We start from the raw sequence: 21,644 nt of genomic DNA on the forward strand, positions 1-21,644 counted from the left end.
CGAAGCGTTATGAGCAGGTGCGCCGGAACTCATACCCTGCGCCCTCCCCTTCCGCTCGACCGACTCGTCCCCGAGAGACTCCACATCTCCAAGGATGCGGCATCCGCCACGAAACAAGCAGCGGGGCATTGAAAGGGCCGCTCGACCGCGCCCCGTCAGGGGCGCGGGGAACTGCGCGACCAGCCACAACGGGCCCGCACCAATACGAAGACCGACCCGACCGAGTTCCTAGCGAACCAGGCCCCACCGGAATCCGAGCGCCACAGCATGCGCCCGGTCCGAAGCACCGAGCTTCTTGAACAGCCGCCGGGCATGCGTCTTCACGGTGTCCTCGGACAGGAACAGCTCACGCCCGATCTCCGCGTTGGAGCGACCGTGACTCATGCCTTCGAGCACCTGAATCTCACGCGCGGTGAGCGTGGGCGCCGCGCCCATCTCCGCCGACCGCAGCCGACGGGGGGCGAGCCGCCAGGTCGGGTCGGCGAGCGCCTGCGTCACCGTGGCGCGCAACTCCGCGCGTGAGGCGTCCTTGTGGAGGTAGCCCCGGGCACCCGCGGCCACCGCGAGAGCGACCCCGTCGAGGTCCTCCGCGACCGTGAGCATGATGATGCGGGCACCGGGGTCCGCGGACAGCAGCCGCCGCACCGTCTCGACGCCGCCCAGACCGGGCATGCGTACGTCCATCAGAATCAGGTCCGAACGGTCCGCGCCCCAGCGGCGGAGGACTTCCTCGCCGTTGGCCGCGGTCGTCACGCGCTCGACGCCGGGCACGGTCGCGACCGCGCGGCGGAGCGCCTCTCGGGCAAGCGGGGAGTCGTCGCAGACGAGGACGGATGTCATGGCCGTCCTCCGCAGCTGATGCACGTCACCTTGAGCCTCCAGGCTGGTACGAAATCGTCACCTGTGCGGTCGACCGACTCGGACGCCTGTCCGAGCGCTTGTGTTTTCAACCGCCTCCGCACTCTCAACGACGGTCACCCGAAAGAGTTACGGGGCTGTGCACTGTCTTCGGCACTCTACGTGAGGGCGCGGACACGGTGCAGACATGCACGGCGGACCCACAACGTTTCATCACAACCCATGCCCCATTCAGACCCTTTTCTTCCCATTTCCTGGTGTCTGAGGCTAGATTCGCAATGAGTCATATTTTCATCTCCTTAGATCGTAGATGTACGGTCGTGGACACCGTATCCGCCCAGAACGGCTACAAGGGGTCACGCAATGGCAGATTTCTCCCGCCTTCCCGGACCGAACGCGGACCTGTGGGACTGGCAGCTTCTGGCCGCCTGTCGCGGGGTGGACAGCTCGCTCTTCTTCCATCCGGAGGGCGAGCGCGGTGCGGCCCGGAGCGCTCGCGAGAACTCGGCCAAGGAGGTCTGCATGAGGTGCCCGGTACGCGCGCAGTGCGCGGCGCACGCGCTCGCGGTGAGAGAACCGTACGGCGTATGGGGCGGGCTGACCGAGGACGAGCGCGAGGAGCTCATGGGGCGGGCGCGGCATCGGCTAGTGTCCGCGTCGTCCGTGGGAAGCGGCGCATCGAACAACTGAAGGAACGTTTCTTCTTGAAGGGCACGCACGCGTGCCCTTCATTCTTTTCGGCCTACCGGTCGGCCGCGCGCGCCAGTTGCTCCAGCGTCGCCGCCACCGCCGGCACCTGGGCCAGGTCGGGCAGCGTGAGCGCGACGATCTCCCGCCGGACCGCCGGTTCCAGCGTCACCGTGCGCGCGCCTCGTGGCCGTACGGACTCGACCGCGAGCTGGGGCAGGACGGCGACGCCGAGGCCCGCGCCCACCAGGCCGACGACCGCCGGGTAGTCGTCGGTCGCGAAGTCGATGCGGGGCGTGAAGCCGGCGTCCTCGCACACCTCGACCAGCTGTCCGCGGCAGCGCGGGCATCCGGCGATCCACGACTCTCCGGCGAGCTCCCCGATGGACACGGACTCCGCCCGCGCGAGCCGGTGCCGCTCCGGTACGAGGGCGACGAGCCGGTCGGTCAGCAGGGGCCGTACGACGAGGTCGTCCCACTCGTCCCCGCCCCCGGCCCCTTCGTACCGGAAGGCGAGCGCGATGTCGCAGTCGCCCTCCCGCAGCAGGCCGACGGACTGCGGGGGTTCGGCCTCCTCCAGAAAGACGCGGGTGCCGGGGTGGGCGGCGCGCAAGGCGGCGAGGGCGGTGGGGACGAGGGTGGAGCTGCCGCTGGGGAAGGAGACCAGCCGGACGCGCCCGGCCCGCAGGCCGGCGATGGCGGCGACCTCCTCCTCCGCCGCCGTCAGCCCCGCCAGGATCCCGGCGGCGTGCCGCACCAGCGCCTGGCCCGCCTGCGTCAGCCGCATCTCGCGTCCGCTGCGGATGAGCAACGGCGTGCCCACGGACGTCTCCAGGGCCTTCATCTGCTGGCTGACGGCGGGCTGGGTGCAGCCCAGTTCACGCCCCGCTGCCGAGAAGGAGCCGGTCGCGGCGACGGCACGCAGAACACGGAGATGTCGGGCCTCGATCACCCGTCGAGGATAAGCCCTGCTTTGACACGGCGACGAATAATGCGTGGCATCTTTGGGTTCCGGTCCCCTACCGTGCCGCCATGGAGCTTCTGTCGGTGAATCTGGGCCGCGCCAAGGCCGTCGCGTACACGGACAACCCGGAGGGCGTCACCGGTATCGACAAGCGGCCGGTCGACGGACCCGTGCGGGTGGCCGCGCCCGGTCCCAAGGGCATCGGCGGGAGCGCGCTCGCCGGGGACGCGGTGTGCAAGAAGCAGCACCACGGCGGAGACGACCAGGCCGTGTACGCGATGGCGCGCGAGGACCTGGACGAGTGGGAGGGCGAGCTGGGCCGCTCGTTGGCCAACGGCGCCTTCGGCGAGAACCTCACGACGCGGGGCATCGACGTCTCCGGCGCCCTGATCGGCGAGCGCTGGCGCCTCGGGCCCGAGGTGGTGCTCGAGGTCACGAGCGCCCGCATCCCGTGCGGCACCTTCCAGGGCCACATGGACGAGAAGCGGTGGGTGAAGCGGTTCACGCAGCGGGGCGCGCCCGGGGCGTATCTGCGGGTGATCCAGCCGGGCGAGATCCGGACCGGGGACCCGGTCGAGATCGTGCACCGGCCGGACCACGACGTGACGGTCGCCCTGGCGTTCCGGGCGATGACCACCGAACGGCCGCTCCAGCCACGGCTGCTGGCGGCGGGCGAGGCACTCCATCCGGAGGTGCGGAAGTGGGCGCTGGAGTATGTGGAGAAGCACGGCGCCTGACGACGTCCTCCGCAAGCGGACGGTGTCGGTCCCGGTCATTAACCTTGCGCCATGACAACGGCATTGATTACGGGATCGACCGCGGGCATCGGTGCCGCGTTCGCACGACGGCTGGCGGCTGACGGACACAACCTGGTGCTGGTGGCCCGCGACACCAAGCGGCTCCGGGAACAGGCGACCGAACTCCACGACCGCCACGGCATCGAGGCCGAGGTCCTCACCGCCGACCTCGCCACGGACCCCGGCATCGAGGCGGTCGCCGGCCGCCTCTCCGACCGTAAGGCCCCCGTCGACCTCCTCGTCAACAACGCCGGCTTCGGCAACAAGGGCCGCTATCTCGACGTCTCCATGGCCGACGAGCTGAAGATGCTCAAGGTGCACTGCGAGGCGGTGCTGCGACTGACGTCGGCGGCGACGGAGGCGATGCGGGAGCGGGGGCGCGGGGGCGTCGTGAACGTCGCGTCGGTGGCCGCGTTCGTGCCTCGGGGTACGTACGGCGCCTCGAAGGCGTGGGTCGTGCAGTTCACGCAGGGCGCGGCGAGGGATCTGGCGGGGAGCGGGGTCCGGCTGATGGCCCTGTGCCCGGGCTTCGTGCGGACCGAGTTCCACCAGCGGGCCGGGATGGGCACGGACAACATCCCCGGCTGGATGTGGCTCGACGCGGACAAACTGGTCGCCGCGGCCCTCACCGACCTGTCCCGCGGCAAGACGCTGTCGATCCCGGACCCGCGTTACAAGGCGCTCATGGGGTTGGTGAAGGTGGCGCCGCGGGGGTTGTTGGGCGGGATCACGTCGCGGACGGGGCGGAAGTACGGGCCGCAGTAGGGCCCGAAAAGGCGGACAATGGGTGATGTCCCAACCGGACCCAGGGGGGCCGGAGGTGATCGCGTATGACGTTCGTCCAGCTCATCGACTGCAGGACCAGCCGATTCGACGAGATGGACCGGCTGATGGACACATGGGTCGAACAGACCAAGGGGAAGCGGACCGCGACGCATGCGGTGGTCGGCAAGGACCGGTCCGACGCGTCGCACTTCGTCGAGATCGTGGAGTTTCCGTCGTACGAGGAGGCCATGCGGAACTCGGGGCTGCCGGAGACGGAGCGGATCTTCCAGGGGATGGTCGCGCTGTGTGACGAGACGCCGACCTTCACGGATCTGGACGTGGTGCGGGACGAGCAGCTCAACCCGGGTGTCGCGCGGGAGTTCTTCGAGCACGCCGGGCGGACCGGGACGGCAGAGCTGTTCGAGCGGTTCACCGACGACTACCTGGACCACGATCCGTCCAATCCGGAGGATCTGGGGCTCGCGGGCGCGCGCGAGGAGTACGAAGGCTGGCGGCGGGCCTTCGCCTTCACCTTCCGCGTGGACGACCAGATCGCCCAGGACGACCGGGTGTGCACCCGCTGGACCTGGGCCGGCAAGCACACCGGCGAGTTCGTGGGGATCCCGGCGAGCGGGCAGAACGTGACCATGACCGGGACCACCTGGCACCGGTTCCGGGACGGACGGATCTGCGAGGGCTGGTGGCAGTACGACCGTGCGGGGCTGATGGAACAGCTGGGGGTGCTCGGCGAATGACGGCCCGGTCCCTGTGACCCGCGAAGGGGAAAGCCCCCGTTCCCTCAGAGGGAACGGGGGCCTCCTTGCGAGCGCTGGGCTCAGTGGGAGTGGCCGTGGCCGTGACCACCGGCGGCCGGCTCCTCCTCTTCCTTCTTCTCGACGACCAGGGTCTCGGTCGTCAGGAGGAGGGAGGCGATGGAGGCGGCGTTCTCCAGGGCGGAGCGGGTGACCTTGACCGGGTCGATGACGCCGGCCTTGACCAGGTCGCCGTACTCGCCGGTCGCGGCGTTGAAGCCCTGGCCCTTGTCGAGCTCGGCGACCTTGGCGGTGATGACGTAGCCCTCGAGGCCGGCGTTCTCGGCGATCCAGCGCAGCGGCTCGACGACGGCCTTGCGGACGACGGCGACACCGGTGGCCTCGTCGCCGGTCTTGCCGAGGCCGCCCTCGAGCACCTTGGCGGCGTGGACCAGAGCGGAGCCACCACCGGAGACGATGCCCTCCTCGACCGCGGCGCGGGTCGCGGAGATGGCGTCCTCCAGACGGTGCTTCTTCTCCTTCAGCTCCACCTCGGTGGCGGCGCCGACCTTGATCACGCACACGCCGCCGGCCAGCTTCGCGAGGCGCTCCTGGAGCTTCTCGCGGTCCCAGTCGGAGTCGGTGTTCTCGATCTCGGCCTTGATCTGGGCGACGCGGCCCGTGACCTCGGAGGAGTCGCCGGCACCGTCGACGACCGTGGTGTCGTCCTTGGTGACGGTGACGCGACGGGCGGTGCCGAGCACGTCCAGGCCGACCTGGTCGAGCTTGAGGCCGACCTCCTCGGAGATGACCGTGGCGCCGGTGAGCACCGCCAGGTCCTGGAGCATCGCCTTGCGGCGGTCACCGAAGCCGGGGGCCTTGACCGCGACCGCGTTGAAGGTGCCGCGGATCTTGTTGACGACCAGGGTCGACAGGGCCTCGCCGTCGACGTCCTCGGCGATGATCAGCAGCGGCTTGGAGGCACCCGACTGGATGACCTTCTCGAGCAGCGGCAGCAGGTCCTGGATCGAGGAGATCTTGCCCTGGTTGATCAGGATGTACGGGTCGTCGAGGACGGCCTCCATACGCTCCTGGTCGGAGACCATGTAGGGCGACAGGTAGCCCTTGTCGAAGGCCATGCCCTCGGTGAAGTCCAGCTCCAGACCGAAGGTGTTGGACTCCTCGACGGTGATGACACCGTCCTTGCCGACCTTGTCCATCGCCTCGGCGATGAGCTCGCCGACCTGGCTGTCCTGGGCGGACAGACCGGCGACGGCGGCGATGTCGGACTTCTCGTCGATCGGGCGGGCGGTCGCGAGGAGCTCCTCGGACACGGCCTTGACCGCGGCGTCGATGCCCTTCTTCAGGGCGGCCGGGGAGGCACCCGCGGCGACGTTCTTCAGGCCCTCGCGGACCAGCGCCTGGGCCAGCACGGTGGCGGTGGTGGTGCCGTCACCCGCGATGTCGTTGGTCTTGGTCGCCACCTCCTTCACCAGCTGGGCGCCGAGGTTCTCGTACGGGTCCTCGATCTCGACCTCACGGGCGATCGTGACACCGTCGTTGGTGATGGTGGGAGCGCCGAACTTCTTGTCGATGACGACGTTGCGGCCCTTGGGGCCGATCGTCACCTTGACCGTGTCGGCAAGCTTGTTGACGCCGCGCTCGAGGGCGCGACGGGCGTCCTCGTCGAACTTCAGGATCTTCGCCATGGGAGCGTGAGCCCTCTCGGAAATCTAGGTGAAAAGAGACTGCGCCCCGGGCGCCCGGCTTGTTAGTGGTCGCGGGGGCCAGGGGCGCAGCTCAAAGAAATGCTTCGGTGAATTACTTCTCGATGATCGCGAGCACGTCGCGAGCCGAGAGGACGAGGTACTCCTCGCCGTTGTACTTCACCTCGGTGCCGCCGTACTTGCTGTACAGCACGATGTCGCCGGTCTGGACGTCGAGCGGCAGGCGCTCGCCGTTCTCGAAGCGGCCCGGGCCCACGGCCAGGACGACGCCCTCCTGGGGCTTCTCCTTGGCGGTGTCCGGGATGACCAGGCCAGAGGCGGTGGTCTGCTCGGCGTCGAGCGGCTGGACCACAATGCGGTCCTCGAGCGGCTTGATGGCAACCTTGGAGCTGGTGGTCGTCACGATCCGACCTCCCCCTTCGGAGATCACGGGGTTGACTGTCTGAGGTGGCGACCAGGTGGATCCGTCGTCGCGGGTGCCGGACCTGCCCGTCGCTGTGTTGGCACTCTCCAGGGGGGAGTGCCAGACCCGAGACTATGACCGCGATTAGCACTCGGTCAAGCGGAGTGCCAATCGCGTCTCCCGTGGCGCCGCCGGAGCGCCTACAGATAGTCCTCCAGCCGCCCCACCGTCAGTCCGCGCCGCTCGATCTCCCGCAGCACCCTGGTCGTCCGTTCCGTCAGCGTCGTTCCCGTCGCCTCCCCCGATGCCACCGAGACGATGTCTCCCGCCCGCAGCGGCCGCCGCGGCGCGCCACCCTCCGCCGACACGCTCCACAGCACCACCGCCGAGAGTCCGCAGTCGGCCGCCGCGCGCAGGGTCGTGCGGTCGTACGTGCCGTAGGGCGGCCGGAACAGCCGCGGCCGGATCCCGAAGCGGGACCGCACCTTCTCCTGCTGGCCGCAGATCTCGGCGCGCTGGCCGGGGTAGGGCAGACCGCGCAGGGCGGGGTGGTCGAGGGTGTGGTTCTGGATGCTCGCGCCGACCGACTGGAGGCGCGCGAAGTGGCCGTACCCGGGGCCGACGACACTGTCCGTGAGGAACATGCTGACGGGCAGCCGCAGTTCACGGACCAGGTCGACGAACCGCGGGTCCTTCTCCGCGCCGTCGTCGTAGGTGAGGAAGACGACCTTGTCGGACGTCGGCACCCGCTTCACCACCGGCGGCACCCGGCCCGGGCCCGCCGCCGCGCGCGCCGGCACCCGCGGGGGCGCCGGCAGCGGGGCCGCGAGACCCCAGTGGCGGTACGGCCGTCCGTCCGCCCCCGCCGGCGCGTACGACCCCACCCGCTGCGCCGCCTTCTTGCCCAGCCGTTCGATGGGGTCGACGGACTGGGCACAGCCGGTGAGCAGTACGGCCGCCAGCCCCCCGGCGACCAGTGCGCGCGCTCTCACAGGTAGTCCTCGAGGCGGGCCACCGCGTACCCCTCGGCCGTGATCCTGTTCAGGAAGCGGCGGACCATGTCGGGCATCGTGCCCTTCCAGTCCTTGCGGCCCCGGAAGTGGCTGAGCACGATGTCGCCGGGGTGGATGTCCTGGTCCCACTCGCGGTACTCCCAGTGGTCGACGAAGACCTCTTCGTTCCAGAGGGGCGCGTACTTGATGCCGCAGGACCTGGCCGCGCGCAGGGTGTCCGCGTTGTAGTTGCCGTAGGGCGGGCGGAAGAGCGTGGGCCGCGTGCCGAACCGCTTGTCGATGACGTCCTGCATCCCGCAGATCTCGCGCTGCTGGCGGGCGTAGGACAGCGCGGGCAGGTAGGGGTGGTGGAGCGTGTGGTTGTTCAGTACGACCCCGGTGTCCCGCATCCTCGCGAAGTAGCCGTAGTCGTCCTTGACCAGGTAGTCGCTGAGGAAGGCGGTGTACGGGATCTTCAGGTCGCTCATCATCCGCAGGAACGCGGGGTCCTTCTCGGCGCCGTCGTCGATGGTGAGGAAGACGATCTTCTGTTCGGTGGGGACCGTGGTGAAGACCGGCGGCAGCCCCTTCTGCTCGTGGCCGTCGACCTCGAAGCCGTGGCGGGTGGTGATGCGGGGCTTGACCGCGGGCGCCGGCGGGGCCGTCAGGGGGACCTTCTTCAGGCCCCAGCGCCTGGCGGCGGCGATCCGAGCCTGCTCGGCGCGGAGCCGGGCGGCCCGGATACGGGTCTTGTCGGCCTGGAGGTCGGCGGCGGGGGGCGGGGGTGCGTTGAGGGGCTGCTGCGGCCGTACGCCGGTGCCGGCCGGGCCGGCGCAGCCGGAGACCAGGGCGGCCACTGCCAGGAGGACGAGGCCGCCACGGATCGACACCGACACCACCAACGCACCATTTTTGTACTTTTGTCCTACTGTTCCCATGGGGCCGGATCCTTGCAGGTCACGGCGTCGCACCCGGGCCGACACCGCCGCCGGAAGCGGACCGTCCACCGACTGGCCCACAATGACCCGGTGAACGACCTCGCCCCCCTCCTCACCCCCGAGGGCCGTGCCCTCCTCGACGAAGTGCGCGGCACCGCCCCCGCCGACGAACTCGCCGTCGCCACCCGGCTGCGCCGCGGGCATCCGGCCGGACTCGTCTCCGCGACGCTCGGCCAGGCCCGGTTGCGGCAGCGGGCGGCGGCCAAGTTCGGGGCCGAGGACGCGGAGCGGATGTTCTTCACGCCGAACGGGGTCGAGCAGTCGACCCGGGCGAGCGTGGCGGCCTACCGCGCGGAGCGCCTGCGGGCACTGGGCGTCACCTCCGTCGCCGACCTGTGCTGCGGGATCGGCGGGGACGCGATCGCGCTGGCCCGGGCCGGCATCCGGGTCCTCGCGGTGGACCGGGATCCGCTGACGGCGGCGGCCGCCCGGGCGAACGCGGACGCGCTGGGACTCGCCGGCCTGATCGACGTACGGGAGGCGGACGTCACGGAGGTGGACACGGCCGCGTACGACGCCGTGTTCGTGGATCCGGCGAGGCGGGGCGGGCGTGGCCGCATCTTCGATCCGGAGGCCTACTCGCCTCCTCTGTCGTGGGCGGTCCGGGCGGCTCTCAAGGCCCCGCACGCCGCGCTGAAGGTCGCGCCCGGCATCCCGCACGAGGCGGTTCCGGCGGAGGCCGAGGCGGAGTGGATCTCCGACGGCGGGGACGTGAAGGAGGCGGTGCTGTGGTTCGGCACCGCGCCGGGGGCCGTTCGGGCCACGCTGCTGCCGGGACCGCGGAGCCTGCTCGGCCGGGGGCTGCCCGACCCCGAAGTCCGTTCCGTGGGGCGGTACTTGTACGAGCCCGACGGCGCCGTCATCCGGGCCCATCTGGTGGCCGAGGCGGCCGAGGAGCTCGACGGCGGGCTGATCGACCCCACCATCGCCTACGTCACCGCGGACGCACTGCGCGCGACCCCGTACGCCACGGCGTACGAGATCACCGACCAACTCCCCTTCAACGTGAAGAAGTTGAAGGCGCTGCTACGGGAGCGGGAGGTCGGGATCCTGACCGTGAAGAAGCGGGGGTCGGCCGTCGAGCCGGAGGAGCTGCGGCGCAAGGCGCTTCCGAAGCCGCAGGGGCCGCACTCCCTGACCGTGTTCCTGACCCGGGTCGCGGGGGCGCCGACCATGCTGCTGGGACGGCCGGCGGGGCTTACGTGAGCGGCTCCAGGTGACAACGGATCACTGACCGCACTCGCGCGCCCTGTCCAGCAGCAGTTCCCGCTCCCGTTCGTTGCGGGTCAGCGCGGCCGCCCGCTCGAACTCTGCCCGCGCCTGCGTCGTACGTCCGAGGCGGGCCAGGAGATCGCCGCGCACGCTCGGCAGCAAGTGGTAGTCGGCCAGGGCGGGTTCGTCGGTGAGCGCGTCGACGATCTCCAGGGCCGGGCCCGGCCCCTCGGCCATCGAGACGGCGACCGCGCGGTTGAGTTCGACGACCGGGGAGGGGGCGCGGGCGGCGAGCAGGGCGTAGAGGGTGGCGATGGCCGGCCAGTCGGTCTCGTCGTAGGAGTACGCGTGCGCGTGGCAGGCGGCGATGGCGGCCTGGAGGACGTAGGGGCCGGGGGCGCCCGCGGCCGTGGCGTCCGCGCGGCCCAGGGCCTTGATTCCGCGGGCGATGAGCATGCGGTTCCAGCGGCTGCGGTTCTGGTCCTTCAGCAGGACCGGCTCGCCCCGCGGAGAGGTGCGGGCTGCCGTGCGCGAAGCCTGGAACTCCAACAGGGCCGCGAGGCCGTGCACTTCGGGTTCCTTGGGCATGAGGGCGGACAGCAGGCGGGCCAGCCGCAGGGCGTCCTCGCACAGGGAGGGGCGCAGCCAGTCGTCGCCCGCCGTGGCCGCGTATCCCTCGTTGAAGATCAGGTAGATGACGTCCAGGACGGAACCGAGGCGGGCCTCGCGATCGGGGCCGTAGGGAACCTCGAAGGCGATGTTCTTCGTGGCGAGGGTCCGCTTGGCACGCACGATGCGCTGGGCGACCGTCGCCTCCGGGACGAGGAAGGCGCGGGCGATCTCGGGGGTGGTCAGGCCGCCGAGCAGCCGCAGGGTGAGCGCGGTGCGGGCCTCGGCGGACAGCACCGGGTGGCAGGTGGTGAAGACGAGCCTGAGCAGGTCGTCGTCGATGTCCTCGGGGTCGGACGGCTCCTCCGGCGGGGCGGTCTCCGACAGGTCCCGTCCGATCTCGGCCAGCTTGCGGGCGTAGTTCTCCCGGCGGCGGACCAGGTCCACGGCCCGTCTGCGCGCGATGGCCATGAGCCAGGCGCCCGGGTTGTCCGGGACGCCGTCGCGCGGCCACTGCTCCAGCGCCGCGACCAGGGCGTCCTGGGCGAGCTCCTCGGCGATGCCGACGTCCCGGACGACACGGGTGACACCGGCGATGATGCGCGGCGACTCCATGCGGAAGACGGTCTCGACGGAGGCGCGGGCGTCGGCTTCGGGGGGCTGTGTGGTCACAGCCCCCCATTCGACACCCGTACGGCCCCGCAGCCAAGGAAGCGGGCTCAGCCCTCCGCGATCTCCCGCACCTCGCAGGTGACCGTCCAGTGCTCCTCGTGCACCTTCAGGAAGCGCTTGGTCCACTCGATCGCCTCGGCCATGTCCTTGGCCTGGACGATGGCGTACCCCCCGACGACCTCCTTCGCCTCGGTGAAGGGCCCGTCGGTCACCGACAGCTCCCCCTTCTCCCACCGCACCCGGGCCCCCTGCGCGGTCGGCGTGAGCCCGGCGGTGTCCAGCAGCACCCCGGCCTTCGTCATCTCCTCGATCAGCTCGCCCATCCGCTGCATCAGCGCGTCGCTGGGGCCCTCGGCGGGGGCGGTCTTCTCGTCGATCTGGACCATCGACAGGTAACGCGGCATGGTGACTCCTCGGTCGCTACGGGGGCCGGTCCTTCCCGGCCTCTCACCAGTGCGTCGATCGGGAGAGGCCGGGATCGACAGACTCCGCGGATTTCTTCGGAGATTTTTTCCCGGCGCCCTGACCTGCTACGACAGCGACCCGCCGAACCCGGCTCACGTTCAGCGCAGCGACTCCCACAGCTCACGCGCCGCCGGTTCCTTCGCCACCACCCGGTTGGGGTTCGAGGGCGCGGTCACGACCGGCATGGTCACCGTCTTCACTTCGTCGCTCGACAGGCCCTTCAGGCTCTCGCCGAGGCTCATCAGCTCGGTCAGGGAGTCGAGGCCGGTGTCGGTGGTGAGACTGCCGGTGATCGCGTCGGCGACGGAATACAGCTTGGTGGGCCTGGTCAGCAGGTTCGTCGAGGAGATCTGCTCCAGCAGGGCCTTCACCAGCTTCTGCTGGAGTCCTATGCGGCCCAGGTCGCTGCCGTCGCCTATGCCGTGCCGGGTGCGGGCGAACGCGAGGGCCTGCTTGCCGTTCAGGTGGTGGGTGCCCGCCTTCAGGGTGAGATGGCTGTCGTCGTCGTCGATGTCCTCGTCCGTGGTCACCGTGACCCCGCCGAGCGCGTCGACCAGCTTGGCGAAGCCCGAGAAGTCGATCTCGATGTAGTGGTCCATGCGGACGTTCGTGATCGACTCGACCGTCTTGACCGCGCACACCGGACCGCCCACCGAGTAGGCGCTGTTGAACATCGCGCCGTACGCCGCCGACGTGGAGCCCCCGCTCTCCAGGGGGCACGACGGGCGGGTGACGAGGGTGTCGCGCGGGATGCTGACGACCGTCGCCGTGGTGCGGCCCGCGTCGATGTGCACGACCATCGCGGTGTCGGACCGGGCGCCGGTGCTGCTGCCGCCACCGAGCGCCTGGTTCTCCTTGCCGCTGCGCGAGTCGGAGCCCAGGACCAGGATGTTCACCGCCTCCGTGGGCAGCGGCGCCTCCTGCGATGCCGAAGGGGTCGGTGTCGGCTTCGCGGGGCGGTCGTCGCCGAGCGCGCTGTTGATGTCGACGCTCTTGATGTTGCTGTTGAGGTGCCAGTACGCCCAGCCCGCCGCGGCGCATCCCAGGACCAGCGTCCCCGCGAGCGTGAGGCCGACGGCCTTCAGTAATCTCGGCCGCCGACCCACTCGTCTGTCCTCGTCGTCTCCCGTCACAGGGAGGAACGTACGTCCGAATTATTACGAGGAAGGCCTCCTGGGCGGCTTTCTTCGGAAAATCTCAGACTTCTCATTCCAGCGTCACGGCCGGTACCGGATTGCTGCCGCTCCACGAGGCGTTGAATCCGAAGGTCACCGAACCGCCGTCCGGCACGGTCCCGTTGTAGGCGGCGTTCGCGCAACTGACCGCGGCCCCCGACTGGGTGCAGGTCGCGTTCCAGGCCTGGGTGATCCGCTGTCCGGCGCCGTAGGTCCAGTCGGCCTTCCACGACGACAGGGCGGCACCCGAGCAGGAGATCTTCACCTGTCCCGTGAAGCCGGTGTCCCACTGACTGGTCACGCTGTAGGCCGCGGTGCACGCGCCGGTCGGCGGAGGCGTGGTCGTGCCGCCGAGCGCCTCCGCGATCGCGTAGTACGCCGGTTTCGGCGCGTAGTTCTCGTCGTACGGCGTCGCCGCGCCCTGCCCCGGGAAGGTGCTCGGGATCCAGGAGTCGGAGTCGGTGAAACCCCAGACGGTGACGCCGGCGCAGCGCGCGACCGCCACGCACGCGTTCATGACGGCCTTGTAGTCGGCGGCCTGCTGCGCGAGCTTCGTGCTGTCGGAGGGCAGCGTCATCCGGATGTCCAGCTCGGTGATCGCCACGTCGACTCCGAGGTCGGCGAAGCGCTGGATGTTCTGCTGGAGGGTGGCGGGGACCTGGCCGACGATCAGATGGGCCTGGAGCCCGACCCCGTCGATCGGGACGCCCTGCTCCTTGAGCGACTTGACCAGGTTGTAGAGGGCCGTGGACTTCGCGTTGACGCCCTCGACGTTGTAGTCGTTGATGTACAGCCTGGCGGCCGGGTCGGCGGCGCGGGCGGCGGTGAGGGCCTGGGCGATGTATCCGGTGCCGAGGCCGTTGTACCAGAGGGTCTGGCGGTAGGTGCCGTCCTCGTTGAAGGGCTCGTTGACGACGTCCCAGGCGGCCAGCCGGCCCTTGTAGCGGCCGACCTCCAACGCGATGTGGTCGTTCATCAGCTGACCGAGCTGGGCCGCGGTCCAGGTGCCGTTCGTCAGCCAGCTCGGGTTCTGGCTGTGCCAGACCAGGGTGTGGCCGCGCACCTGCTGGCCGTGGGCCTCGGCGAAGTTCAGGATCTGGTCGGCCTCGGCCCAGTTGTAGCTGCCCCGGGTCGGCTCGACCGAGCCCCATTTCATGGCGTTGCCGGGAGTCAGCGAGTTGAACTGCGCCCCGGCGAGGTCGCCGTAGGTGCCGGTGAGTTTGGAGCCGGTGACGGCCGTGCCCATGACCTTGCCCTTGGCGGCGGCGAGGTCGCGCAGGGGTGCGTCGGCGGCGCTCGCCGTGGGGGCCGGGACGAGCAGCGCGAGGCCGCTCAGGAGGGACACAAGGGATAAGCCGGTTCTCAGAGATCTCATTGCGGGTGCCTCCGAAAGTTTCGGTCGTGCAACCGATTGGCTTCGGAGGAGTGTGGGCGCACGCACCCCACCCGTCAATGGCTCACCCCTCGGTCTCAGCGGTACTGCTGCGCACCACCAGGCTCGTCGCCAGCTCCACCCGGGTCGCCGCCGGGGTCCCGCCGTCCCGCCCCAGGTCCAGCACCAGCTTCGCCGCGGCCTCGGCCATCTCGGTCAGCGGCTGCCGTACGGTCGTCAGCGGCGGCCCCACCCAGGGCGCCACCGGAAGGTCGTCGAACCCGACCACGCTCAGGTCCTCCGGGATGCGCAGCCCCAGCTCGCGGGCCGCCTCGTACAGACCGAGCGCCTGGAGGTCGTTGCCGGCGAAGACCGCGGTGGGCCGGTCGGGGCGGCGCAGGAGCGCCAGGCCCTGGCGGTAGCCGGTCTCGTGGTGGAAGTCGCCGGCCATGATCAGCCCGGGGTCGACGGGCAGCCCCGCGGTCTCCAGGGCGGCCCGGTAGCCGTCGATGCGGGCGCGGCTGCACATCATGCGGGAGGGGCCGGTGATCGCCCCGATCCTGCGGTGCCCGAGCTCGACGAGGTGCCGGGTCGCGGCGAGCCCGCCCTGCCAGTTGGTCGCGCCGATGGAGGGCACGTCGGCGCCCGGATCGCCGGCCGGGTCCATCACCACGAACGGGATCGACCTGCTGCTCAGCAGCGCGCGCTGGGACTCGTCGAGCCCGGACAGCACGAGGATCACCCCGTAGGGGCGGCGGGCGGCGACCTGGTCGGCCCAGGTGCGCCCGGGGGTGAGCCGCCCCGCGCTCTCGCTGAGCACGACGCTGAGCCCGGCGTCCCGGGCCACGTTCTCCACGCCCCGGATGACCTCCATCGCCCACGCGCTCTCCAGCTCGTGGAAGACCAGGTCGATCAGGGGCGAACGGCTCGCCTCGGCGCGCCGGCGCCGGTAGCCGTGCGCGCGCAGCAGGCCTTCGACGCGGGCGCGGGTCGCGGGAGCGACGTCGGCCCGGCCGTTGAGGACCTTCGAAACTGTCGGCGCCGAAACGCCGGCCTCCCGGGCGATCTCGGCGAGCGTGGCGGTCTGCGGCGAGCGGCCGGCCGTCGAGGATGTCGGGGAAGTCGTCCGGGTTTCTGCGGGCTCCGGGGGTGTCATGGCGGCGATCGTATCCCTGCACGACCTCTTGACGAACCCTCCTCGCGGCCCTAGGTTCCCAAAACATTCGGATTACATATCGAAACATTCGTGAAGTCGGCCCGACAGTCGAGCCCGACAGGAGTTACATGACCACCGCGCCCTGGCGTGACCCCGCCCTGACCGCCTCCGCCCGCGTCGACGACCTCCTCTCCCGGATGACCCTTCAGGAGAAGACCGCCCAGCTCTACGGCGTGTGGGTGGGCGCCAGCACGGACGGGGACGGAGTCGCCCCCCTCCAGCGCGAGATGACCGCCGACTACGACTGGGACGAGCTGATCACCCGGGGCCTGGGCCAGCTCACCCGCCCCTTCGGCACCGCCCCCGTGGACCCGGCGCTGGGCGCGCAGGCACTGGCCCGCGCCCAGCGCCGTATCGCCGCAGCGGGCCGTTTCGGCATCCCGGCACTGGCCCACGAGGAGTGTCTGGCCGGCTTCACCACCTGGCGGGCCACCGCCTATCCGGTCCCGCTCGCCTGGGGCGCGAGCTGGGACGCCGAACTGGTCGAGGAGATGGCCGGTGCCATCGGCCGCGACCTGCGTGCGGTCGGTGTCCACCAGGGTCTGGCCCCCGTTCTGGACGTCGTCCGCGACCCGCGCTGGGGACGGGTCGAGGAGACGATCGGCGAGGACCCGTATCTGGTGGGCACGATCGGCGCCGCGTATGTGCGGGGTCTGGAGTCGGCGGGGATCGTCGCCACGCTCAAGCACTTCGCCGGGTACGCCTCCTCGGCCGGCGCCCGCAACCTCGCGCCCGTGCGCGCGGGTGTGCGGGAGTTCGCCGACATCACCCTGCCGCCCTTCGAGTTCGCCCTGCGCGAGGGCGGGGCCCGCTCGGTGATGGCCGCGTACACCGACACGGACGGCGTCCCGGCCTCCGCCGACCCCGGTCTGCTGACCGGACTCCTGCGTGAGGAATGGGGGTTCACCGGCACGGTGGTCGCCGACTACTTCGGCGTCGGCTTCCTCCAGACCCAGCACCGGATCGCCGGCACCGAGGCGGGTGCGGCCCACGCGGCCCTCGCGGCGGGCCTCGACGTCGAACTGCCCACCCTCAAGTGCTACGGCACCCCCCTGATCGAGGCCGTCCGCGCCGGTGAGATCCCCGAGTCGCTGATCGACCGGGCGGCCCGCCGGGTCCTGCTCCAGAAGTGCGAGCTGGGCCTCCTGGACGAGGACTGGGACCCGGCACCCACCGAGCGGATCGACCTGGACTCGACGGCGAACCGTGCCCTGGCCCGCCGCCTCGCCGAGGAGTCGGTGGTGCTCCTGGACAACCCGGACGGCCTGCTCCCGCTGGCCCCCGACACCCGGATCGCGGTCGTCGGCCCCCGCGCCGCCGACGCCCTCGCCATGCTGGGCTGCTACTCCTTCCCCTCCCACGTCCTCACCCACCATCCCGACGTCCCGATGGGCATCGAGATCCCCACGGTCCTGGAGGCCCTGCGCGCCGAACTCCCGGACGCCAAGGTGACGTTCACCGAGGGCTGCGGGGTCGACGGGCCGGACACCGCGGGCTTCGAGGAGGCGGTGGCCCGGACGGCGGAGGCGGACGTCTGCGTGGCGGTGCTCGGCGACCGGGCGGGCCTCTTCGGCCGGGGCACGTCGGGTGAGGGCTGCGATGTGACGGACCTGCGCCTGCCGGGCGTCCAGGGGGAGTTGCTGGACTCACTGGTCGCGACCGGTGTCCCGGTCGTGCTGGTCCTGCTGACCGGCCGCCCCTACGCGCTCGGCCGCTGGCAGGGCCGGCTCGGCGCGGTCGTCCAGGCGTTCTTCCCCGGCGAGGAGGGCGGCCCGGCCGTCGCCGGAGTGCTGTCGGGCCGGGTCAACCCCTCGGGCCGCCTCCCGGTGAGCGTCCCGCAGGTGCCCGGCGGCCAGCCGTGGACCTACCTGCAGCCGCCGCTGGGCCTCGCGGGCGGGGTCAGCAACCTGGACCCGACCCCGCTGTACGCCTTCGGACACGGGCGCTCCTACACGGAGTTCACGTGGGAGGACTTCACGGGCGGCGGGGCACGGGAGGAGATCGGCACGGACGGCACTTACGACGTGTCGCTGACCGTGCGCAACGCGGGGGAACGGGCGGGCGCCGAGGTCGTCCAGCTGTATCTGCACGACCCGGTCGCCTCGGTGACCCGCCCGGACGTCCGCCTGATCGGCTATCGGCGGCTGGAGCTGGAGCCGGGCGAGTCCCGTCGCGTGACGTTCCGCTTCCACGCCGAACTGTCGGCGTTCACCGACCGCAGGGGCCGCCGCGTCGTCGAACCGGGCGACCTGGAGCTGCGACTGGCCGCGTCGAGCGCGGAGGTCCGGCACACGGCACTACTGCATCTCACGGGCCCCGAGCGGGAGTTGGGCCCGGACCGCCGACTGCGCTGCGAGACGGAGGTGTCGCAGACGGACTGAGCTCAGTCCACGCCCAGCGACTCGAACCGCCACCGATGCACCGGCCGGGCGACCAACCCGCCGTCGGGCTCGGGGAGTTCGGGGAGCTGGGCGGTCATGGACCGAGTCACCGCAGTCGGGCCCGGACCGTCAGTTGCGTTGCCACATGGACTGAGCTCAGTCCACGCCCAGCGACTCGAACCGCCACCGATGCACCGGCCGGGCGACCAACCCGCCGTCAGGCTCGGGGAGTTCGGGGAGCTGGGCGTCGTGGGCCGCGTCCCACCACGTGACGACCAGGACGCGGTCCTGTGGCGCCCGGAAGGTCTCGCGCCGCAACGGCCGTAGGGGAAGCTCCTGTCGGCGGGCCCAGGCGAGCAGTTCCTCGCCCCGCCCCTCGGCCGCCCGGGCCTCCCACATCAGCGTGACCGTCACGAGTAGAGGTTCTCCTTGCTGACCTCGTGCACATGGTCGTGGCCCGGCACGTGCGGGTCGGTCACCGGGAGGGAGGAGTCGGCGGAGAGGTCCCAGCTGGAGGCGGCGCGGTTACGGGCGACCATCTCGGCGCCGAGCGCGGCGACCATGGCGCCGTTGTCCGTGCACAGCTTGGGGCGCGGCACCCGCAGTCGGATCCCGGCGGCCTCGCAGCGCTCCTGGGCCAGGGCCCGCAGCCGCGAGTTGGCGGCCACACCGCCGCCGATCATCAGGTGGTCGACCCCCTCGTCCTTGCAGGCCCGCACGGCCTTGCGGGTCAGCACGTCCACGACCGCCTCCTGGAAGGAGGCCGCCACGTCCCGCACCGGCACCTCCTCCCCCGCGGCCCGCTTCGCCTCGATCCAGCGGGCGACCGCCGTCTTGAGGCCGGAGAAGGAGAAGTCGTACGCCGGGTCACGCGGCCCGGTCAGACCGCGCGGGAACGCGATCGCCGACGGGTCGCCCTCGCGCGCGTACCGGTCGATGACCGGACCGCCGGGGAAGCCGAGGTTCAGCACCCGGGCGATCTTGTCGAAGGCCTCGCCGGCCGCGTCGTCGATGGTCGCGCCCATCGGCCGGACGTCGGACGTGATGTCGCTCGACAGCAGCAGCGAGGAGTGCCCGCCGGAGACGAGCAGCGCCATCGTCGGCTCGGGCAGCGCGCCGTGCTCCAGCTGGTCCACGCAGATGTGGGAGGCGAGGTGGTTGACGCCGTAGAGGGGCTTGCCGAGGGCGTAGGCGTACGCCTTCGCCGCGGAGACCCCGACGAGCAGCGCGCCGGCGAGACCGGGACCGGCGGTGACGGCGATCCCGTCGAGGTCACGCGCGCTCACCCCGGCGTCCTTCAGGGCGCGCTCGATGGTCGGCACCATCGCCTCGAGGTGCGCCCTGCTGGCCACCTCCGGCACCACGCCGCCGAACCGGGCGTGCTCGTCGACGCTGGACGCGATGGCGTCGGCCAGCAGGGTGGTCCCCCGGACGATGCCGACGCCGGTCTCGTCACAGGAGGTCTCGATGCCCAGGACAAGCGGTTCGTCAGCCATTGATCTCGGTTCCTCGTTCGGATGTCGACACCGCGGCGGAGCCGCCGTCGGATGCTGTGGTCAGTCGCATGACCAGGGCGTCCACATTGCCCGGCTGGTAGTAGCCGCGGCGGAACCCGATGGCCTCGAAGCCGAAGCGCTCGTAGAGCTTCTGGGCGCGGATGTTGTCGATCCGGCACTCCAGCATCACTTCGGCGCACTCGAAGGCGGTCGCGGCCCGCAGCAGCTCGGTCAGCAGCACCGAGCCGAGTCCGGTGCCCCAGTGGTCGCGGGCGACGGCGATCGTCTGGACGTCGGCCAGCTCGCCGGCGGAGGCGAGTCCGGCGTATCCGACGAGCCGTTCGCCCTCCTCGGCCACCACGTACCGCCGGGTGGCCTCGGGACCGCGGGAATGCGCGAGTTCGGACCAGAACATGCCCCGGGACCAGGCGTCCTCCGGGAAGAGGTCCTTCTCCAGCTCCAGGACGGAATCGATGTCCCACCACCGCATCTCGCGCAGCACAGGAGTCACAGGTGTGGTCACTTGGGGGTGACCACCTTGTAGTTCTTGGGAACCTGGGCGTCGGGCCGGCGCAGATACAGCGGCCGCGGCGCGGGCAGTTCCACCCCGGCCCCGATCCGCTCGGCCGCCAGGGAGGCGAGGGCCGCGGCGGAGACGTACTCGGGCTCGCGGGCGTCGGGGAAGGTGTCGGGGTAGAGCAGCGCCCCGGCGCCGACGGCGGGCAGGCCCTTGACCTGCTCGGCGATGTCGGCGGGCCGGTCGACGGCGGGTTCACCGGTTCGGGTACGGGAGTTCTCGTACCGCGCCCAGTAGACCTCCTTGCGCCGCGCGTCGGTCGCCACGACGAAGGGCCCCTCGCCGGGGTCGGCCGCGTACGCGAGCCCGTCGAGGGTGCACATCCCGTGCACGGGGATCCCGAGGGCGAGCCCGAAGGTGTCGGCGGTCATGAGTCCGACGCGCAGCCCGGTGTAGGGCCCGGGCCCGGTTCCCACGACGATCCCGGTGACCGCGTCCAGCTTCACCCCCGCGTCCGCGAGCACCCGGTCGACGGCCGGCAACAACAGCTCCCCGTGCCGACGCGCGTCCACCTGGCTGAACGAGGCGACGACGTCACGCCCGTCATGCAGGGCGACGGTCACGGCGGGGGTGGCGGTATCCAGAGCGAGCAAGAGCACGCAAACAGCCTACGGCTCCGGGAAGCCCGAGGCGGCCGCAGTCCGCACAGGGACGGGCGCGGGGCGGTATCGAGGTGCCGCTCTGGCGCGCGGGCGCGACCGGCCGCAGCGGCGCCGCACCGGCCCGGCAACCTGCTACCGTCACCACAAATTAGGACTAAATACTCAAGAGGTAACCGGTGGCACCCAGCAGCGCAGGCTACGTAACCGCCCTCACCGCAGCGGCCCTCGCAACGGTCGGCTTCCTCGGCTACCAGGCCTACGCCACGACCCCCGCCCACCTCACCAAGGCCCGCACGAACGGCACCCCCGCAGTCACCACCCCACAGTCCCCGGGGGGCGGGAGGAACGCCGCGCTCCTGCCGCCGGGCTCCGGCACTGGCGCCCGCGTCGTGTACTCCCTGAGGGGCCACCGCGTCTGGCTGGTCGGCCTCGGCGACAAGGTGATCCGCACCTTCGAGGTCACCCCGGGAAACATCGCCCCCGCTCCCGGCGTCTACGCGGTCACCTCCCGCTCCAACGCCGTGACCGGCTCCGACGGCACCCCCATCGAACACGTGGTCCGCTTCACCGACGTCGACGGCGTGGCAATCGGCTTCAGCGCGGCCGTGCGGGACGCGGCGCCTGCCGACTCCACCACGACCACCGTGCGCACCGGCGGCATCCGGGAGTCCCGTGCGGACGGCGACGTGATGTGGACCTTCGCGACGATCGGCGCGACCGTCGCGGTGATCCCCTGAGCCCGCTCAGGCCGCTTTCGGACGCTCCGCGGCCGCCCGCACGGTCTCCGGATCGGGCAGCCGCGGCGGTGTCGAGACGGCTTCGGCCGCCGCACAGGACGCCAGCAGATCGCGCATGGACACGCCGCCGGCGAGTGCGTACGGCTGCGGGCGGGGCCGGTTCTCGGTGGCCGACATGGACGCCTCC

General features: G+C 71.2%; 23 protein-coding genes. 7 read left to right on the top strand and 16 right to left on the bottom strand.

Going from position 1 to position 21,644, the window contains the following annotated elements:
- Positions 1 to 228: 228 nt before the first annotated feature.
- Entirely contained in the window at positions 229 to 840 is a 612-nt protein-coding gene (locus AQJ46_RS07845; RefSeq protein ID WP_003948568.1) for a response regulator transcription factor, read from the bottom strand.
- Positions 841 to 1,221: 381 nt separating this feature from the next.
- On the opposite strand from AQJ46_RS07845, the gene AQJ46_RS07850 reads away from it, so the two are divergent.
- The gene (locus tag AQJ46_RS07850; protein ID WP_007384136.1) at positions 1,222 to 1,548 is read left to right on the top strand and encodes a WhiB family transcriptional regulator; all 327 of its coding nucleotides are present in this window, start codon (positions 1,222 to 1,224) and stop codon (positions 1,546 to 1,548) included.
- A gap of 52 nt (positions 1,549 to 1,600) precedes the next feature.
- Here AQJ46_RS07850 and AQJ46_RS07855 read toward each other — a convergent pair whose 3' ends face one another.
- Complete coding sequence (locus AQJ46_RS07855) at positions 1,601 to 2,497, bottom strand: LysR family transcriptional regulator (protein ID WP_059204879.1); 897 nt, start codon at positions 2,495 to 2,497, stop codon at positions 1,601 to 1,603.
- An 80-nt stretch (positions 2,498 to 2,577) separates the two neighbouring features.
- Here AQJ46_RS07855 and AQJ46_RS07860 point away from each other — a divergent pair, with 80 nt between their 5' ends.
- The 3 genes from AQJ46_RS07860 (at position 2,578) to AQJ46_RS07870 (ending at position 4,826) form a co-directional block, all read left to right on the top strand.
- Positions 2,578 to 3,246, top strand: coding sequence for an MOSC domain-containing protein (locus AQJ46_RS07860; protein ID WP_059204880.1), 669 nt, complete (start codon positions 2,578 to 2,580; stop codon positions 3,244 to 3,246).
- A 51-nt stretch (positions 3,247 to 3,297) separates the two neighbouring features.
- Positions 3,298 to 4,071 (top strand): SDR family NAD(P)-dependent oxidoreductase, encoded by a 774-nt coding sequence (locus tag AQJ46_RS07865; protein WP_059204881.1) that lies wholly within the window; start codon positions 3,298 to 3,300, stop codon positions 4,069 to 4,071.
- Positions 4,072 to 4,136: 65 nt separating this feature from the next.
- Positions 4,137 to 4,826, top strand: a complete 690-nt coding sequence (locus AQJ46_RS07870; protein ID WP_059204882.1) for an ester cyclase — start codon at positions 4,137 to 4,139, stop codon at positions 4,824 to 4,826.
- Between the two features lie 80 nt (positions 4,827 to 4,906).
- Here AQJ46_RS07870 and groL read toward each other — a convergent pair whose 3' ends face one another.
- The 4 genes from groL to AQJ46_RS07890 all read right to left on the bottom strand — a co-directional run bounded on the left by groL (position 4,907) and on the right by AQJ46_RS07890 (position 8,883).
- On the bottom strand, positions 4,907 to 6,532 hold the full coding sequence (groL, locus tag AQJ46_RS07875; RefSeq protein ID WP_059204883.1) for a chaperonin GroEL: 1,626 nt from the start codon (positions 6,530 to 6,532) through the stop codon (positions 4,907 to 4,909).
- A gap of 112 nt (positions 6,533 to 6,644) precedes the next feature.
- Entirely contained in the window at positions 6,645 to 6,953 is a 309-nt protein-coding gene (gene groES, locus AQJ46_RS07880; protein ID WP_028807844.1) for a co-chaperone GroES, read from the bottom strand.
- A 200-nt stretch (positions 6,954 to 7,153) separates the two neighbouring features.
- A complete protein-coding gene (locus AQJ46_RS07885; RefSeq protein ID WP_059204884.1) occupies positions 7,154 to 7,945 on the bottom strand; it encodes a polysaccharide deacetylase family protein in 792 nt (263 codons plus the stop codon).
- A complete protein-coding gene (locus AQJ46_RS07890; protein ID WP_208616893.1) occupies positions 7,942 to 8,883 on the bottom strand; it encodes a polysaccharide deacetylase family protein in 942 nt (313 codons plus the stop codon). The genes AQJ46_RS07885 and AQJ46_RS07890 overlap by 4 nt, the downstream gene beginning before the upstream one ends.
- 90 nt (positions 8,884 to 8,973) lie before the next feature.
- Between AQJ46_RS07890 and AQJ46_RS07895 the strand changes: the two genes are divergently transcribed.
- Positions 8,974 to 10,149 carry a THUMP-like domain-containing protein gene (locus tag AQJ46_RS07895; protein WP_059204885.1) on the top strand — a complete coding sequence of 392 codons (1,176 nt, stop codon included), beginning with the start codon at positions 8,974 to 8,976 and terminating at the stop codon, positions 10,147 to 10,149.
- A gap of 21 nt (positions 10,150 to 10,170) precedes the next feature.
- Here the strand turns inward: AQJ46_RS07895 and AQJ46_RS07900 are convergent, their stop codons facing one another.
- The 5 genes from AQJ46_RS07900 to AQJ46_RS07920 all read right to left on the bottom strand — a co-directional run bounded on the left by AQJ46_RS07900 (position 10,171) and on the right by AQJ46_RS07920 (position 15,604).
- Positions 10,171 to 11,379, bottom strand: coding sequence for an RNA polymerase sigma factor (locus tag AQJ46_RS07900; protein WP_225887284.1), 1,209 nt, complete (start codon positions 11,377 to 11,379; stop codon positions 10,171 to 10,173).
- 104 nt (positions 11,380 to 11,483) lie between these two features.
- The gene (locus tag AQJ46_RS07905) at positions 11,484 to 11,840 is read right to left on the bottom strand and encodes a YciI family protein (RefSeq protein ID WP_057607866.1); all 357 of its coding nucleotides are present in this window, start codon (positions 11,838 to 11,840) and stop codon (positions 11,484 to 11,486) included.
- A gap of 159 nt (positions 11,841 to 11,999) precedes the next feature.
- Entirely contained in the window at positions 12,000 to 13,034 is a 1,035-nt protein-coding gene (locus AQJ46_RS07910; RefSeq protein WP_059204887.1) for an LCP family protein, read from the bottom strand.
- Positions 13,035 to 13,107: 73 nt separating this feature from the next.
- Positions 13,108 to 14,451, bottom strand: coding sequence for an endo-1,4-beta-xylanase (locus AQJ46_RS07915; protein ID WP_059204888.1), 1,344 nt, complete (start codon positions 14,449 to 14,451; stop codon positions 13,108 to 13,110).
- Positions 14,452 to 14,533: 82 nt separating this feature from the next.
- Positions 14,534 to 15,604: a LacI family DNA-binding transcriptional regulator gene (locus AQJ46_RS07920; protein WP_059204889.1), complete on the bottom strand. Its 1,071-nt coding sequence runs from the start codon at positions 15,602 to 15,604 to the stop codon at positions 14,534 to 14,536.
- 128 nt (positions 15,605 to 15,732) lie between these two features.
- On the opposite strand from AQJ46_RS07920, the gene AQJ46_RS07925 reads away from it, so the two are divergent.
- Positions 15,733 to 18,045, top strand: a complete 2,313-nt coding sequence (locus AQJ46_RS07925; RefSeq protein WP_059204890.1) for a beta-xylosidase/alpha-l-arabinosidase — start codon at positions 15,733 to 15,735, stop codon at positions 18,043 to 18,045.
- Between the two features lie 156 nt (positions 18,046 to 18,201).
- Here the strand turns inward: AQJ46_RS07925 and AQJ46_RS07930 are convergent, their stop codons facing one another.
- The 4 genes from AQJ46_RS07930 to tsaB are packed head-to-tail and all read right to left on the bottom strand — an operon-like array spanning position 18,202 to position 20,717.
- A complete protein-coding gene (locus tag AQJ46_RS07930; protein WP_057607871.1) occupies positions 18,202 to 18,459 on the bottom strand; it encodes a hypothetical protein in 258 nt (85 codons plus the stop codon).
- A complete protein-coding gene (tsaD, locus tag AQJ46_RS07935) occupies positions 18,456 to 19,541 on the bottom strand; it encodes a tRNA (adenosine(37)-N6)-threonylcarbamoyltransferase complex transferase subunit TsaD (RefSeq protein ID WP_059204891.1) in 1,086 nt (361 codons plus the stop codon). Before tsaD ends, AQJ46_RS07930 begins: the two co-directional genes overlap by 4 nt.
- The gene (gene rimI, locus AQJ46_RS07940) at positions 19,534 to 20,064 is read right to left on the bottom strand and encodes a ribosomal protein S18-alanine N-acetyltransferase (protein WP_059204892.1); all 531 of its coding nucleotides are present in this window, start codon (positions 20,062 to 20,064) and stop codon (positions 19,534 to 19,536) included. The genes tsaD and rimI overlap by 8 nt, the downstream gene beginning before the upstream one ends.
- Positions 20,061 to 20,717, bottom strand: a complete 657-nt coding sequence (gene tsaB, locus AQJ46_RS07945) for a tRNA (adenosine(37)-N6)-threonylcarbamoyltransferase complex dimerization subunit type 1 TsaB (RefSeq protein ID WP_059204893.1) — start codon at positions 20,715 to 20,717, stop codon at positions 20,061 to 20,063. Before tsaB ends, rimI begins: the two co-directional genes overlap by 4 nt.
- A 179-nt stretch (positions 20,718 to 20,896) precedes the next feature.
- Here tsaB and AQJ46_RS07950 point away from each other — a divergent pair, with 179 nt between their 5' ends.
- Positions 20,897 to 21,457, top strand: a complete 561-nt coding sequence (locus tag AQJ46_RS07950; protein WP_059204894.1) for a hypothetical protein — start codon at positions 20,897 to 20,899, stop codon at positions 21,455 to 21,457.
- Between the two features lie 6 nt (positions 21,458 to 21,463).
- Here the strand turns inward: AQJ46_RS07950 and AQJ46_RS56130 are convergent, their stop codons facing one another.
- A complete protein-coding gene (locus tag AQJ46_RS56130; protein WP_167368200.1) occupies positions 21,464 to 21,634 on the bottom strand; it encodes a hypothetical protein in 171 nt (56 codons plus the stop codon).
- Positions 21,635 to 21,644: the final 10 nt, after the last annotated feature.

Source organism: Streptomyces canus, from assembly GCF_001514145.1.
Taxonomy (GTDB): domain Bacteria; phylum Actinomycetota; class Actinomycetes; order Streptomycetales; family Streptomycetaceae; genus Streptomyces; species Streptomyces canus.

Excerpts from the sequence above, each read along its gene's own strand:
- AQJ46_RS07845 (WP_003948568.1), bottom strand. The coding sequence starts at position 840 with ATGACATCCGTCCTCGTCTGCGACGACTCCCCGCTTGCCCGAGAGGCG.
- AQJ46_RS07850 (WP_007384136.1), top strand. The coding sequence starts at position 1,222 with ATGGCAGATTTCTCCCGCCTTCCCGGACCGAACGCGGACCTGTGGGAC.
- AQJ46_RS07860 (WP_059204880.1), top strand. The coding sequence starts at position 2,578 with ATGGAGCTTCTGTCGGTGAATCTGGGCCGCGCCAAGGCCGTCGCGTAC.
- AQJ46_RS07865 (WP_059204881.1), top strand. The coding sequence starts at position 3,298 with ATGACAACGGCATTGATTACGGGATCGACCGCGGGCATCGGTGCCGCG.
- AQJ46_RS07870 (WP_059204882.1), top strand. The coding sequence starts at position 4,137 with ATGACGTTCGTCCAGCTCATCGACTGCAGGACCAGCCGATTCGACGAG.
- groL (WP_059204883.1), bottom strand. The coding sequence starts at position 6,532 with ATGGCGAAGATCCTGAAGTTCGACGAGGACGCCCGTCGCGCCCTCGAG.
- AQJ46_RS07890 (WP_208616893.1), bottom strand. The coding sequence starts at position 8,883 with ATGGGAACAGTAGGACAAAAGTACAAAAATGGTGCGTTGGTGGTGTCG.
- AQJ46_RS07900 (WP_225887284.1), bottom strand. The coding sequence starts at position 11,379 with ATGGAGTCGCCGCGCATCATCGCCGGTGTCACCCGTGTCGTCCGGGAC.
- AQJ46_RS07905 (WP_057607866.1), bottom strand. The coding sequence starts at position 11,840 with ATGCCGCGTTACCTGTCGATGGTCCAGATCGACGAGAAGACCGCCCCC.
- AQJ46_RS07915 (WP_059204888.1), bottom strand. The coding sequence starts at position 14,451 with ATGAGATCTCTGAGAACCGGCTTATCCCTTGTGTCCCTCCTGAGCGGC.
- AQJ46_RS07920 (WP_059204889.1), bottom strand. The coding sequence starts at position 15,604 with ATGACACCCCCGGAGCCCGCAGAAACCCGGACGACTTCCCCGACATCC.
- AQJ46_RS07925 (WP_059204890.1), top strand. The coding sequence starts at position 15,733 with ATGACCACCGCGCCCTGGCGTGACCCCGCCCTGACCGCCTCCGCCCGC.
- tsaD (WP_059204891.1), bottom strand. The coding sequence starts at position 19,541 with ATGGCTGACGAACCGCTTGTCCTGGGCATCGAGACCTCCTGTGACGAG.
- AQJ46_RS56130 (WP_167368200.1), bottom strand. The coding sequence starts at position 21,634 with ATGTCGGCCACCGAGAACCGGCCCCGCCCGCAGCCGTACGCACTCGCC.